Raw genomic sequence first — 14,238 nt, 5'->3', positions numbered from 1 at the left:
CCACCGAGACCGACCGCGGAGAGAACCATGAACCCGGCGTGGGCGCAAAGCCCGATCAACCAGCTTGACCAATGCGATTAGAGAACTTCAGGGGGCAGACCAAAGCACTTCTTGGCCTGGGCGATCGAAGAGAAGTGCTATTCGCGGCGGCCTGCCAACGGCCAGGTCGGGCTCGACCTACCGCTACGCGTCGCGACGACCGGACGATACCGCCGTGCGGAGGCGACTGAAGGAGGTGGCGCTCGAGCGGCTGCGGTTCCCGCCATCGGCGGCTGCACTTCCTGTTGCGGCAGGAAGGCATCGAGCTGAACCACAAGAAGTTGTTCCGGCTCTACCGGTAAGAGCGGCTGAGGGTGATGAAGCGCAGTGGTCGCAAGCGGGCGCTGGGTACGCGAGCGCCGATGACGCTGCCGCAGGGCCCGAACCGGCGGTGGAGCCTGGACTTCGTATCCGACATGCTCGCCGATTGCAGGCGCTTCCGCGTCGTATGGTGGTCGACGACTTCACCCGCGAGTGGCCTGGCGCTCGTGGTCGACACGTCACTGTCGGGCATCCAGGTGGCGCGGGAACTGGACGCCATCACCGAGGCGCGCGGCCAGCCGCTGATGATCGTCTCCAACAACAGCACTGAGCTGACGTCGCGGGCGATCCTGCAGTGGCAGGAGGGCAACCGCGTCGAATGGCACACCATCGCGCCCGGCAAGCCGACCCAAAACGGCTTCGTCGAGAGCCTGAACGGACGCTTCCGTGACGAATGCCTCAACGAGCACCTGTTCCGCGGCATGGCAGAGCCACGTCCCACCATCGAAGAATGGAGGATCGACGACAATGAGCACCGGCCGCACACGAGCCTGCGCGGCCTCGCCCGAACGAGTTTGCAACCCAGTCCAGATCCGACAACTAGTCTAGGAGAACAGAGTCCAGGTATAAATGATGGCTGCTCGGGGCAACGTCACGCCGGATATGTTCAATCGGAAGGAAGGCTATCATGCGGGATAAGCCAAGCCTCGATCGTCGCGATTTCATGATCGCAACTACCCTCGCGACCATCAGTGGCGCTGCGGCGTCGGCTGTTTTCTCTTCCGATCAGGCAGCGGCACAAACTGCGACGGCAGAACTGCCGGGAGGAACGGTCTACACTGACGACGTGGTCGGGGGGAAAAAAGTCGTCAGCGCGCTCAACGTGAATGATCTGGAGGTCGGACAGAAGCACCTTTTGTATTTCCAGGGTGTGGAGACGCCCACCGGGCAGCGCTGGTATGTGTCGGTGACGGTTGCGAGGGGGGCGAATCCTGGCAAGCGCGTCGTGTTGACCAGCGGTGTGCATGGCGACGAGATGAGTTCCATTCATACGGTTCAGACCGTGATGAACCAGCTCGATCCTGCGCAGATGTCGGGCACGGTGATGGCGGTAACCGACATTTCCCGCCCTGCCCTGGAAAGCATTCAGCGCCGGTGGCCGAATCAAGGCAGAGGCATAGACCTGATCGACATGAACCGGGAATGGCCCGGGAATGAGAACGGGCTGACCGCGCCGAGCCGCCATGCCGGGCTGCTGTTCAACCGGCTGCTGCGGCCGAACGCCGACGTCGCGATCGATTTCCATACCGGGACAACTGGGCTGGAGGTCACCGCTTTCAACATCGGCGATACGGCCAGGCCCGAGGTCAAGGAGATGCTGGACCTCTATCCTGTCGGCCAGATCCTCGACATGCCGAAAGAGGCCTATCCCACCGTCCTTCATAACGCGTTCCTGCACGCAGGAATCCCAGCCTTTTGTCCCGAGATCGGCGCTGCGCGTGTGCTGGACTCCACGATGATTGCACTATTCGTGGAAGGCACGATGAACGTTCTCAAACATCACGGGATAATTGCCGGACCGATGGGCCGTACTGGCAATGACGTGACCGTCTTTGTCGGCAATAGCGGATTCCCGGTGCTGGCCACTGCGGGTGGAATCGTCGAGCATCTGGTCGAGCTCAACGACAAGGTCGAAGTCGGACAGAGAGTGGCCATTCAACGGAACAGCTTCGGCGAAGTGGTTGCAGAGTATACGAGCGGGGTAGCTGGCGAGGTAATGGGGCAGCGCAGCGATGTGATGTCGGAACCCGGCAACATGCTGGTGATCATCCTTTTCAACAATCCGACACCGGGCGGTTTTGAAACATATCCCGAGTAGATTTTCTACCCGAACAACGTTTCGGGAGCGCAGATGACGAAGTCGACAGCTATCCGTTACCGACGCAAAGTCGACGTATGTTAGGCGCGAGTGTGCAAATTTGGAGGACTATCTTTTTGGGAGATCCGTCCTCTTGGCAATGTGCGCCCTGATTCTTGCAAGCTTCGAGCTTTCGGCGTCTGGCGCATTGATCGGTCACAAATCAGCGAGCACCGAAACAGCTTCGCCGCCGCTCGCCAGCGGCTTGAGCCCGAGGAGCGGCCACGGGCTTGCCATCTCGCCAACCGGCACCTCGACCAGCACCGGCCCGTCTTCGCGCAGCGTGTCACGCAGCACCGCTTCGAGCGCGGCCGGAGAGGCGGCGGTGGCATGCGGGATCGAGAACGCCTCGCCCAGCGCGCGGAAGTCGGGATTCTGAAGCTCCACGGCGAACTCGCGGCCGAACGTGCGCCGCTGAATGCCGCGCACATTGCCGAAATATCCGTCGGTAAACACAATCAACGTGACCGGCAGGTCATAGCGTCGCGCCGTCGCGAGCTCCTGATACGACCAGCCGAAGCCGCCATCGCCCGAGATGGCGAACACCCTGCGTCCGCCGGCGCCCACCGCCGCGCCAAGCGCGGTGGGAAAGCTGTACCCGAGCGTGCCCTGGTAGCCCGGACCGATCAGCGTGCGCGGTGCCCGCACCTCGAAGGCGACGCGGGCGAGATAGCCGACCTGAGTGAGTTCATTGACGAAGATGCCGTCGTCGGGCAGCGCGTCCCGGATCGCGAAGACATAGCGTGCCAGGTCGCCGGTGGCCTCGATCGCCTCCCGCTCCCACCGCTTCAACCGCTCGGAGCCGTCCGGCCCGAACGCCTGCCTGGGCGTGACGCTTGAGCAGAGCGCAGCAACCGCAGCGGCGGCGTCGCACTGCAGGAAGACATCGGGACGTCGGGGCGGGGCTGTGTCGGCCGCATCGAGGTTGATGTAGACGTAGCGCTTGCCCTCCTGCTCCCAGCTCGGCCTGGGCGTCATGACGTCCATGAAGCGGCTGCCGACGACGACCACGAGGTCGGCGCGCTGGAACAGGGCCCGCCCGCCGAGCGTCGTGAACGAGAGCGGGTGGCAGTCCGGCAGGCAGCCCCGGCCGTTCTCGCTCGCCACCACGGGCATGCCGACGGTCTCCGCCAACGCACGGATCTCCGCGGCCGCGCCGTGCGCGCCACCACCGACATAGAGCACCGGCAACCTGGCCGCGTCGATCAGCCTGGCTGCGGCCGCGATCTGTCGCGTGTCGGGCTCGGCCACTACGGCGGCCGGACGCACCGCGGCGGGTTGGTCTGTGCCGCGCGCCATCAGGATATCATTGGGCAGTTCGACCGCGACCGGACGCGGCCGCCCCTCGCTCAGTTGCGCGAATGCCTCGTCCAACGTCGCCGACAGCACGCCCCGGCTTTCCACCAGGCTGGACCACTTGGTAAGTGCCTCGAGCACGGCACTCTGGTTCTTGATCTCGTGCAGGTTGCCGAAGCCCTTGCCGATGGCTTCGGAATGGATCTGCCCGGCCAGCAACAACACTTTCGCGTTGCACGCATAGGCGGTCGCGAGGCCCGCCCCGGCGTTCAGCACGCCGGGTCCCGGCACGACCATGCCCACGCCGGGGCGGCCTGTCGTGCGCGCGTAGCCGTCGGCCATGTAGGTGACGGTCTGCTCATGCCTCGGCACCAGGCAGCGAATGGAGGGAGTGCGGGCGAGCGCATCCACTGCCCAGTCGAGCTGGATTCCAGGGACCAGGAAGACCGTGTCCACGCCGTGGGCTGTCAGCCGATCGACCAGCGCCTCTCCGCCCGTCCGGGCTTGCGCTCCCTCCTTAGCCTGGTCGGTCCCCGGCATGGTGGCCTCTTTGGTCATCTGGCAGTGGTCTCCCATCGAGCGAAAACTTTCATGGGTCCGAAGCATCATGGCGTGATTTTCACAGGGAGGTCCCCTCCCCGCGCGCGCAGATAGAGCGCGATCGCAATGCAGGTGAGGGCGAGCGCCGCGGTGAGGCCGCAGACGCCTGCCCAGCTCCAGGTCTGCCAGAAGACGCCGCCGGTCGTCCCGAGCAAGCTCGATCCCTGATAGTAGGCGAACAGGTAGAGCGATGCCGCAAGTGCGCGGTTCTGCGAGGCGCGCCGGCTGACCCAGCCGCTGGCAACGGAGTGGCCGGAGAAGAAGCCGAAGGTCAGGATCGCGAGCCCCAGGAGCACCAGTGGCCAGGCGTCGGGCAGGGTCAGCAGCAGCCCGGCAAGGACGAGCACCGGCATCGCCCACAACACTCTGGCCGGCCCCAATCGCGAGCTCAGTCCGCCGATCAGCGGCGAACCAACGATGCCAGTGAGGTAGACTAGGAACACCAGCCCGACCACGGTGTGGCTCAGGGAGAACGGCGGTTCGAGCAAGCGGAAGGTAATGTAGTTGTAGGTCGTGACGAAGCTCCCCATCAACAGGAAGCCGACGGCGAACAGCAGGAGAAACACTCGATCCCGTAGGATCGACGCGAACCCGCGCATCAGCGCGTGGATGCCGGGCGTGGTCCGGACGAAGTTGCGGGAGGCGGGCAGCGTGCGCCAGAAATAGATCGAGGCGGCCAGCGCCAGCAGGCCCATGACCGCCGTCGCGGCGCGCCAGCCGAAATGGTCGGCCAGCGCGGAGATAGCCAGCCGGCCCACCATGCCGCCGATGGCGCTTCCGGAGATGAAGAGTCCCAGCGAGGTGCCGAAGGTCCGAGTATCGCTTTCCTCCGCGAGATAGGCCATCGCCACCCCCTGAACGCCGCTGAGCGTCAGCCCCATCAGGATGCGCAGCCCGAGGATGCCGCCCCACCCATGCACAAATGCCATGGCGATCGTCAGGAGCGACGAGGAGACAAGCGAGATCACCATGATCCGCTTCCGCCCGACCCCGTCCGACACGATGCCGCTGAGCAGGAGCGCAATGCCCATGACCCCCGTCGTGCCGGACAGCGTGAGACTGCTTTCAGCGGGCGAAACGTGGAACTCGGCGGCGAAGATCGGCAGCAGCGACTGGACGAAATAGAGAAGTTCGAACACCGTGAAGCCGGCTGCGAACAGCGCCCGGCTCGCCTTCCGGTCCGTCGCGAGGTCGACCCCGACGCCTTCTTCGAGCCCCGCATGCGCGCTCACGAGGCGGCCTTGAAGTCGACGGCGGGATCGGCAATCGCGGCGGCGTTCGGCGTGATGCCGGCTTCCAGCCAGCGCTTGCCCGTCATGTAGGCGCGGGCATCGTTGATCGCATCCACGGCGATCAGCGCCTCAGCGCGGAAGTACCAGACCGACAGGCTGTCCTCCCGGCCGCCCGGCCTGCGCACGACACGGTCGTATCCCGCGTTGAGGCCGGCGATCTGCAGCTTGGTGGAGAACTGATCCGACCAGAACCAGGGGACCGGGGCGTAGGGGCCGACTTGCTTTCCGGCAATCGCGTCGGCGACCAGTTCGCCCTGGGCAATGGCGTTGTGCACCGATTCCAGGCGCGTCCGGCCGCTCTGATACGGGAACGACGTGCAGTCGCCAACCGCGAAGATGGCCGGATCGGCGGTCCGGCATCGCGAGTCCACGACGATGCCGCCGTCGACCTCCAGCCCGGCCTCGTCGGCCAGTTCGCCGTTGACGGAGACACCGATGCCCACGACCGCGAAATCGAACAGGACCTCGCCCTCGCCGGAGAGGGTCGCCCGGGTCGCCCGACCACCGGTCCCGTCGAGTTCCAGAAGCCGGTTGGCCTCCAGGATGCGCACGCCTTCGCTCCGGTGCAGGTTGCGGAAGTGGGAGGAGGTCTCGTCCGAGGCCACCCGTTGCAGGATCCGGTCCGCTTGTTCGACGAGCACCACCTCCAGACCCAGCTGGCGCGCCACCGCCGCCGTCTCCAGCCCGATATATCCGCCGCCGACGACCAGAATGCGCCGGCCGGGCATCATCTCGGCCTGGAGCCGCTGCGTGTCCGCGAAGGTTCTGAACAGGTAGATGTTCTCGAAGGCCCCCCGCAGCGTCTCAGGCAACGGGCGCGGCCGGGCGCCGGTGGCGAGAACCAGCCGGCCGAAGGGAAGCGTGCTGCCGTCATCCAGTTCGACCCTGCGGTTCAGCCGATCGATGCGGCAGACTTCCCGCCCGAGCATCAGCGTGACGTCAAGCTGCGCGTAGGCGGCCAGCGGGCGCAGATAGAGCCTGTCCTTCGCGTATTCACCAGTCAGGAATTTCTTCGACAGGGGCGGGCGCTGGTAGGGCGGCTCGGCTTCAGCGCCGATCAGCGTGATCGGACCCGCGAACCCGTTGGCGCGCAACCGCAGGATGGTCGCGGCACCCGCCTGTCCGGCACCGACGACCACCACACCGTCCCGCGCCGCGGCTTGAAGATCGGCGGCCTCCCCCATCGGCCTAGCGGACCCCGTCCATCAGGAATTCGTCTTCCCATTCCCCGACGGACACCTTGACCCTGATCTCGTTGAGGACGCCGCATTCCAGCGTCACCGATCCGGCCGGCGCATTGGAATTGGCGAGTTCCGCAACCTCCAACGCGAATGCCGCCGCTGCGTCGCGCGACAGTGTCCACCGGAGCCTGTCCGGTCGCGCCGGGTCCCGCCAGAGACCGTGCGGCCGGCCGGGGACGCCGTCGGCCGGATCCAGAAGCACTTCTGTGTCGGTCGAAAAGGCACCGCCGTCGCCACCGACCTGGACCGGCTGGCCGGTGCTGGCGAACGCGGCAAGCAGCTCGGCGAAGCGCCCGAGATCGGTGTGGTCGCCGAGGACGAGCAACAGCGGATGGAAGTCCGACGGCAGATGGCTCATGCGCAGCATGGCGGCGCTCCTGTTTGTCCGAGGTTCCGGCGACCGGGACTATTCGGCGGCCCGGATCGCCTGCAGGTCCTGGCTGTGGACCAGCTCGGGCTCGTCGTCCGGCGCGTCGGGAAACCGGACCTCAAGCCACTGGCCATCGCCCATGTTCTCCATCACCACCCCGGTCCGCCCGTCCTTCAGGACGGCGCGTTCGCCAGGCTTCACCGTGTTCAGGTTGATCATTGCCGCGCCCTGGTCAGAAGAAGGTGGTGAGGTTCTTTGCAAGCAGGACGTTCTGGTCGAGCACGATCTCCCGCCGCAGGACCCTCCAGACGCCGTCCTTGCGCACCAGATGGTCCTTGCGCCGTCCGACGAAGAAGTAGGTCTCGTACTCAACGCGGTTCAGGTAGACGAGGAAGCGGCAGCTGGTCTGCACCTCCACGGCCTCCGCAGCGGACGGCGTCGCGGATGTCATCTGGACGTTTGTCACCAGGTGCGAGGTCCGGGACAGCGGCTCCTCGGCGTAGTGCACGCCGGTGAGGATCTGCTCAACGCGCTTGGAGAGCGTCCACTTGTCCTCGTCGAACCAGCTGATGCCCTCGCCCTGGCGCGTGTTCTCGCGCGCCTCGTGCTGACCGAACTTCACATTGGCCCGCATCGGCATGAAGTAGACCAGGTCTTCGTCGAAACAGTCCAGCCACCGATCGAACCGGCGTTCGTCGAGCAGGTTCGCCTCGTCGTAGAAGAACTCCTCGATCTCCTGGCGCAGCCGGAAATAGGCGTCGTCCTTCACCAGCGGCCGGTCCTCAGCGATCTGGTCCATTTCAGTTCACCTCTCTGACGATCGACCGCTTCAACGGCGCGGACGATCCCTGGTGGAAGAAGCAGCCGACGTCGATGACGGTGCCCGAGATGACCTCGGCGTCCGGCGAGAGCAGAAACGCCACCGCCTTCGCCAGATCCTCGCCCGTGGTGTGTCGTCCCGCCGCGGTGCCGACCGCGTTGGCACGCAGCTTCTCCATGTCGCCCCGAACGCGACCGAGGCTCATGCCGGAGGCGATGCCGCCGCCGCCCGGAACCACCACGTTGACGCGAATGCGGTCGTGAAAATGATCGAGGGCGAGCGCGGTCGAGAGCGCGAAGATGCCTCCCTTCGAGGCCGAGTAGGCCGCCATGTTCGGCTTGCCCCACCCCGCCCCGGACCCGACGTTGACGATGCGCCCGCCGCCGGCTTCCGCCATGTGCGGAATGACGGCGCGGCAAGTCAGGTACGGCCCCCTCAGATTGACCGCCATGATCCGGTCCCACAGATCCGGATCGGTATCCATCACCGTTCCGAGCGGACCGATCGCGGCGTTGTTGACCAGCGCGTCGATGCGACCGTGCCGCGACAGCGCCGTCTCTACAACCCGGGCCACATCGGCTTCCGACGAGACGTCCGCCTCCAGCAGAGTCACGTCGAGGCCGCGCTCCTCCGCCTCGCGGCGGAGCCCCGGGATAGCGTTTTCCGCTTCGCTCGAGACCTGCCTACCCTCGAGGCCAAAGGCCACCACCGGCCATCCGCGCTCGGCCAGCATCAATGTGATGGCGCGGCCGATGCCGTAGGTGCCACCCCCGACGATCACGGCGCCCTGCTTGATCGTATCGCTCATCGACCTACTCCGCCGCAGCCGGAGCGCGGAAGCGCGCGTCGTTGCGCCCCATGAGGACGTCCCAGTCGGCGCCGTCCACGTAATCGGCCCAGCGGCGATAGAAGCCGCGCGCAATGTGCTCGGTCACCTGAGTGGAGACGTCGCCCCGCACCTCGAGCCCATTGACGGTCGGGTGCAGTGACGAAGCGCCCATCGACTGCTGATAGTTGAAGGGATGGCGCCGGGCGATGGTGCCCTTGGAGGCCTTGGTCGCATACAGCCAGTTTTCCAGATCATCCTGTTCGGTCATTCCGGCCGGGCCGGAGTAGCGCATGTAGTAGCGGCGCAGGAAATCCTTGACGCTGGCCGGTGCGTCCGCATCCACCAGGAAGAAGCGCCATGCCTCTGTCTCGGTCGGGCTGTGCGGATGCCACGCGCAAAGGCCGCGCGGCTGTCGGCCGTGATAGGAGGTGTTGGGGAACATGGTGCCCACGAACGGCAGCAGCCGCGCCTGGTCGCCGAGCCGGCGCTTCCGCTCCTGGTGGCAGTGCCGGAAATACTCCTCGATCTCGGGGTCGCTCTTGAACTGCTCTATGTAGGGCTCGTCTTCCGGCTGCACCGCCGAATGCACCCCGTGTCCGCCCGGGTAGGAAATCCAGACGTGCTGGGCCTGCTCGAGCTCGTTGTCGCGGCGGCCCTTGACGCCCTCGCGCGCCGAGGGACCGATGCCGATCAGATCGACCGAGCGGTGGCTCGGGTTGTGGTAGGTGTCGCCGAGGAAGTTCTCCGCCGCGTACTTCCAGTTCGCCGGGAAAACCCACTTGTGGACGCCGATCACTTCGGAGCCACCCGGACGGCCGTCGCGGCAGTCCAGCGCCTGGTCGAGATGCAGCCTGGCATCGCCGAGATAGGTCTCGAAGTCGGGAGCCTCCGGGTCCCAGGTGGCCCAGATCGTGCCCTTGTAGTTGACGAGCTTGGCCACCTCGATCAGCGACCAGTCGTTGCGGTCCAGCGTCCCGTCGTACAGAGCCTTGTAGAGCGGGATGCCCCGGATCTTGCCATCGGTCGTGTACGTCCACGAGTGGTACGGACAGGTGAACAGCGACGTGTTGCCGGAATCGTAGCGGCACACCTTCATGCCGCGGTGCCGGCAGGAATTCAGGAAGACGTGGATCTCGCCCGCCTTGTCACGGACGAGGATCACCGACTCCTCGCCCATCCGGGACGTGAAGAAGTCGCCGGGATTGGGGATCTGGCTCTCGTGGCCGACGAACAGCCAGGCGCGCGCGAACAGTGTCTCCAGTTCGCGCTTGTAGAGGCTCTCGCTCACGAAGAGCTCGCGGCTGATGACCCCCCGGTCGAGATCGATCAGGCTTCTGGCGGTCCCTGACGTCTGCATTGGCGGTTCTCCCTTGTCTGGCGGTGCCACCTTCCGGTGGGGCATTTCCGCGGCTCGTCACCGTCACCGATTTTAGTAAACATGTTTACTTTGTCAACGTGGCGAAGCCGTCGGCTCGATCCGTCGCCGGTCGCGCCGCCGCCCTCGATTTTCTCAGGCGGACTGGGCCAGGAGCGGCTTTCTCCGGTATTCGAAGAGAACCGCACCGAGCCCCAATAGGCTGGGGATGAAGGCCACGGGATTGGATGGGCCGAGCCAGATCGACGCGCTGCCGACCACGACCGCGACGAGCGTCATCAGAATGCCGCTGGCCCAGGCGGGCAGCACCCGCCAGAGAACCGGCATCATCGACAGACGCAGGAAAACGGCCGCCGCAAGGCAGTTTGTCAGCACGATCAGGATCTCAAGCGCCGAGCCGTGCAGCAGGATCGCCGGGTTGTAGATCCACAGGAACGGCAGCAGGTAGGCGCTGATGCCCATCCGCATTCCGTAGAAGGAGGTGGACCACATGTTGGCCCCCGCGATCTGCGCCGCCACGATGCTGCCGACCGCGATCGGCGGCGTGATCATGCTCATCAGGCCGAAATAGAAGAGGAAGAGGTGCGCTGCGAGCGGGTCGACCCCGAAATTGATGACCGACGGCGCCACCACCGTGACCAGCACGACGTAGACCGCCGCGGTGGGCATCCCCATACCGAGCACGATGGAGACGATCGCGGCCAGGACCAGCATTGAGAACAGGCCGAACTCGCTCGCCACGTGGGTCAGCACCAGCGACAGCTGGAACGCGAAACCGGTCGAGTTCATGATCCCGATCACCGCGCCGGCGCCGCCGCCGATCAGGATCAGCGGCACGATTTCCTGGCCGGCGCCTCGAACAAGCGCCCACAGCTTCTCCCATTCAGGGCGTAGCCGATGCTGCAGAAGGTAGCAGACGATCAGGATTCCGGTGGCCTGAAGCGCCGCGAGACCGGGGTCGTAGCCCCTCCAGAGCAAAAGATAGATCAGGTAGCCGAGGGGAAGGACGAAGAACCACCCTTCCTTCAGCGTTTGCAGGGCCGAGGGGATTTCGGACGCTGGCAGCCCCGCGATGTTCTCCTTCACCGCGATGGCGTCGATCTTGAAGAACAGGACCAGATAGTAGAGCAGCGCCGGCGCGAGCGACGCGAGCACCACCTGACTGTACGGAATCTGCAGAAACTCTGCGATGATGAACGCCGTCGCCCCCATCACCGGCGGCATGATCTGCCCGCCGTTCGAGGCGACCGCCTCGATGGCGGCGGCCTGCTCCGGCCGAAATCCGGTGCGCTTCATCAGCGGTATCGTGAGAATGCCGGTCGACATGATGTTGGCAACGGTCGAGCCCGACAGTGTCCCGAACGATGCCGATGCGACCACGGCCACCTTGGCGGGCCCGCCCCGCCGCTTCCCCATCACCGCAAGCGCCATGTTATTGAAGAAGGTCATGCCGCCCGCGATCTCCATCACCTTGCCGAAGATGACGAAGGGCAGCACCACGTTGATGATGACGGTCACCACCAGGCCCGGGATGCCGCTGGAGTCGGCGTACAGATAGAGGATCGTCTTGGTCGGACTGAACACTTCCGCCCGGAACAGGCCGGGGATGTGGTTGCCGAAGAAGCCGTAGGCGACAATGACCCAGACCAGGATCGCAATCGTCAGCCCGACCGACTTGCGAAGCGCCTCGAGCATCAGAACGATGGCGATCAGCCCCGGCACCCACATGTCGGGCGTCCGGTAGGCGAGCAACAGCATCCAGGAATCGAAGTTCCACGCGAACCAGAACCAGCTTCCCGACACTGCCACGGCGAGCGCGATGTCGAGGAGGGTCACCTTGCGCAGATAGGGGAACCGCAGGAAGGCGGCACCCGAGGCAAGCCCAAGCATGATCGCGATCACCTGCGGCGTGATCAGCGGAATCCCGAGCGGCTCGCCGAGCCGCAGCACCCATCCCACGCCGACAAGCGGCAACAGGAGGATGAAGACGACGTGAAGGTACCGACCGATCCGGCTCATGACTGTCCTGGCGGTTGACTGTGGCCACGCGCGGAAGTCCCGCGCGCAGCCTCAGGACGGTGACGAATGGCTACTTGAAGGTCGCCTGATGCGCTTCGTGCGCGTCACTCCACAGGCCGATTTCCTTGAAGTAGCGGACCGCGCCCGGGTGATACGGAACGGTCGGATCCACCATCGCGAAGGCGTCTTCGCTCACGCTGCGCATGGGCGGATAATCCTTCTGAAGCTGCGCCCAGTTCTCGTGCATGGTCTTGACCAGGTTGTAGACGTCGTCCTCGGACTGTTCGCTTCCCGTCACCACGAGGGTGTCGTAGGCCACGATCTCGGTGTCGCCGATGATGAACGGATAGCGCTCGCTCGGCTTGACGACGGTGGTGCGGGTGCCCGGCACCTCGTTCGCGTAGAACGCGTCGCTGGCTTTCGACCCGTTGGCGATGATGCGTAGGCCGCCCGGGACCGACGAGTTGGATTCGACGAGGACCGGCATGGACGTCGCGACCGGTGCTGCGTCGGCGCGGCCCTGGACGACCGCCTGGACACCGTCGATCAGGCCGCCGGAGCGTTCGAACTCGACGTCGTCCAGCGACAGGCCGCCGGACTTCAGCATCGCCGTATTGATTTCCGTGAGGGCCACGTTGGTCGGCATGTTGCCCATCACCCGCTTGCCCTTGAGGTCCTCCATCGTGACGATGCCGGACTCCGCCGTGGTGATGTAGGCGTAGGGCAGAAGCCAGACGCGTCCGAGGGCGCGCAGGTCTGTCATCGCCGCCGGGTAGGCCTTGGCACCGCGGTATGCCATGCCCGCGTCGATATTGGAGGATATGCCCAGCGTCATCTCGCCCGAGTTGACCATCGGCAGATAGACCGAAGAACCGCCCTGGGGCTGCGCGGTCGACCGGATGCCCAGCTTCTCCTGGAACAGCTTCGCAAAGCCGCCGCCGAGCAGGTAGAAGACCGAGCCCGAAGGGTTCGTCCCAATCGTGATGCTTCTCATCTCGGCGTGGGCCGGGGCTGCCAGGAACGATGCGGCAACGACCCCCGTTGCCATCAGGCGTACGAGCGACTTCATGAATTCCTCCCTCACCCTTTTATCGGCGATCCGGTCTGTGCCGTCGCCTGACCCTGCTTCCGGATTGACCTGGATCAACCCGTTCATCGCGGATCAGTGAACATGTTAATTAGAACAGCTATACTGTCAACATGTTTACGAAAATACGCGCTTCGGGCGTGGGGCTGTTCGAATGCGCGCAAAGAACGTAGAGACGGTGCCGCACGAACAGGATGGGCCGCCCATTCATTGCCGAAAGAGAGACCATGAGCAGACCAGCGCGGGATGAGGGAGAGACGGATACCGCTCCGGCGTCGCTGTACACCGAACGCTCGCTCGCAATCGCATGCACGCGGGGCCGCGAGGCGATCGTCAGGCGCTTCCAGAAGCTCCTGGCCGGAGAGGGTCTCACCGAACAGCAGTGGCGGACGCTGCGCGTGCTTTACGACTTCGAGCCCATCCCCCTCACCGAGCTCTGCGCGTTGTGCTGCATCCACAAGGTCAGCATGACGCGCATCCTGCGCACCCTGATGGAACGCGGGCTGGTGATGCGCGAGCGTCAGAGCGGCGACAAGCGCGCCTACAACGTCTCGCTGACGGACGAAGGCCGGACCCTCCTGGGCCGCCTCACGCCAATTGCGCACGATATCTATCGGGGGATCGCGCTGGACTTTGGCGAGAAGAAGACTCAACTGCTTCTTGGTCTTCTTCGCGAGCTTTCCGAAATCAATCGCCGTTGACGCTCTGTGTCAGCCCTCGTTGGCGGCCACCTGAACCCGCATGCCGTCGAGTTGCGGCGTGACAGTGACCTGGCAGAGCAGGCGCGATTCATCCCGAGGGTCATCAGCCCGAGGGTCATCAGCGAACGCGAGCATCTCCCGTTCCTCCTCCCCGGCCCGGGGAGCCACTTCTTTCAACTTCCCATTTAAAATCTACGCCCTGCAAGGAGCGGCGCGGACGGGTAGACTCACGTTGGCGTGAAGACAAACTCGGACCGAATTGAACAACCAATGAAACGGGAATCGGCTAACAGTGAGAGTCCGTCTCGAAACTGGCGCGGGAGGTGGATAGCCGGGGCCAGAATGTGATTCCAAGCGGTTGTCGAAGCCAGCTTGGAGAACGTCATGTGG

13 protein-coding genes and 1 pseudogene are annotated in these 14,238 nt (G+C 65.0%); 3 read left to right on the top strand and 11 right to left on the bottom strand.

All coding sequences use genetic code 11. From position 1 onward, the window contains the following. Positions 1-114: 114 nt before the first annotated feature. Both ACSSVZ_RS26935 and ACSSVZ_RS26930 read left to right on the top strand, forming a co-directional pair. Positions 115-904 (top strand): annotated as a pseudogene (locus ACSSVZ_RS26935) (IS3 family transposase); the annotation flags it as partial. Between the two features lie 84 nt (positions 905-988). Further along, a complete protein-coding gene (locus tag ACSSVZ_RS26930) occupies positions 989-2,179 on the top strand; it encodes a succinylglutamate desuccinylase/aspartoacylase family protein (protein WP_453973952.1) in 1,191 nt (396 codons plus the stop codon). Between the two features lie 195 nt (positions 2,180-2,374). On the opposite strand, the gene ACSSVZ_RS26925 is transcribed toward ACSSVZ_RS26930, so the two are convergent. From ACSSVZ_RS26925 to ACSSVZ_RS26880, 10 genes are all read right to left on the bottom strand, one after another. Next, positions 2,375-4,072 (bottom strand): thiamine pyrophosphate-binding protein, encoded by a 1,698-nt coding sequence (locus tag ACSSVZ_RS26925; protein WP_453973951.1) that lies wholly within the window; start codon positions 4,070-4,072, stop codon positions 2,375-2,377. 47 nt (positions 4,073-4,119) lie between these two features. After that, a complete protein-coding gene (locus tag ACSSVZ_RS26920) occupies positions 4,120-5,346 on the bottom strand; it encodes an MFS transporter (RefSeq protein WP_453973950.1) in 1,227 nt (408 codons plus the stop codon). Then, positions 5,343-6,590: an NAD(P)/FAD-dependent oxidoreductase gene (locus ACSSVZ_RS26915; protein WP_453973949.1), complete on the bottom strand. Its 1,248-nt coding sequence runs from the start codon at positions 6,588-6,590 to the stop codon at positions 5,343-5,345. Before ACSSVZ_RS26915 ends, ACSSVZ_RS26920 begins: the two co-directional genes overlap by 4 nt. A 4-nt stretch (positions 6,591-6,594) precedes the next feature. Then, complete coding sequence (locus ACSSVZ_RS26910) at positions 6,595-7,014, bottom strand: hypothetical protein (RefSeq protein ID WP_453973948.1); 420 nt, start codon at positions 7,012-7,014, stop codon at positions 6,595-6,597. A gap of 39 nt (positions 7,015-7,053) precedes the next feature. Continuing rightward, complete coding sequence (locus ACSSVZ_RS26905; protein WP_453973947.1) at positions 7,054-7,236, bottom strand: hypothetical protein; 183 nt, start codon at positions 7,234-7,236, stop codon at positions 7,054-7,056. A gap of 13 nt (positions 7,237-7,249) precedes the next feature. Further along, positions 7,250-7,816 carry a 3-phenylpropionate/cinnamic acid dioxygenase subunit beta gene (locus ACSSVZ_RS26900; RefSeq protein ID WP_453973946.1) on the bottom strand — a complete coding sequence of 189 codons (567 nt, stop codon included), beginning with the start codon at positions 7,814-7,816 and terminating at the stop codon, positions 7,250-7,252. Position 7,817: 1 nt separating this feature from the next. Further along, positions 7,818-8,645, bottom strand: a complete 828-nt coding sequence (locus tag ACSSVZ_RS26895; RefSeq protein WP_453973945.1) for an SDR family NAD(P)-dependent oxidoreductase — start codon at positions 8,643-8,645, stop codon at positions 7,818-7,820. A gap of 4 nt (positions 8,646-8,649) precedes the next feature. After that, positions 8,650-10,023, bottom strand: coding sequence for an aromatic ring-hydroxylating oxygenase subunit alpha (locus tag ACSSVZ_RS26890; RefSeq protein WP_453973944.1), 1,374 nt, complete (start codon positions 10,021-10,023; stop codon positions 8,650-8,652). A gap of 153 nt (positions 10,024-10,176) precedes the next feature. After that, positions 10,177-12,060, bottom strand: coding sequence for a TRAP transporter permease (locus ACSSVZ_RS26885; protein ID WP_453973943.1), 1,884 nt, complete (start codon positions 12,058-12,060; stop codon positions 10,177-10,179). Positions 12,061-12,130: 70 nt separating this feature from the next. Beyond that, positions 12,131-13,129: a TAXI family TRAP transporter solute-binding subunit gene (locus ACSSVZ_RS26880; protein ID WP_453973942.1), complete on the bottom strand. Its 999-nt coding sequence runs from the start codon at positions 13,127-13,129 to the stop codon at positions 12,131-12,133. A gap of 245 nt (positions 13,130-13,374) precedes the next feature. On the opposite strand from ACSSVZ_RS26880, the gene ACSSVZ_RS26875 reads away from it, so the two are divergent. Further along, the gene (locus ACSSVZ_RS26875) at positions 13,375-13,848 is read left to right on the top strand and encodes a MarR family transcriptional regulator (protein WP_453973940.1); all 474 of its coding nucleotides are present in this window, start codon (positions 13,375-13,377) and stop codon (positions 13,846-13,848) included. 9 nt (positions 13,849-13,857) lie between these two features. On the opposite strand, the gene ACSSVZ_RS26870 is transcribed toward ACSSVZ_RS26875, so the two are convergent. Beyond that, positions 13,858-13,983, bottom strand: coding sequence for a hypothetical protein (locus tag ACSSVZ_RS26870; RefSeq protein ID WP_453973939.1), 126 nt, complete (start codon positions 13,981-13,983; stop codon positions 13,858-13,860). Positions 13,984-14,238 lie beyond the last annotated feature (255 nt).

The organism is Amorphus sp. MBR-141 (assembly GCF_053628695.1).
Note: the sequence above shows the minus strand (reverse complement) of the source record. Positions and strands in the feature narration are given on the sequence as shown.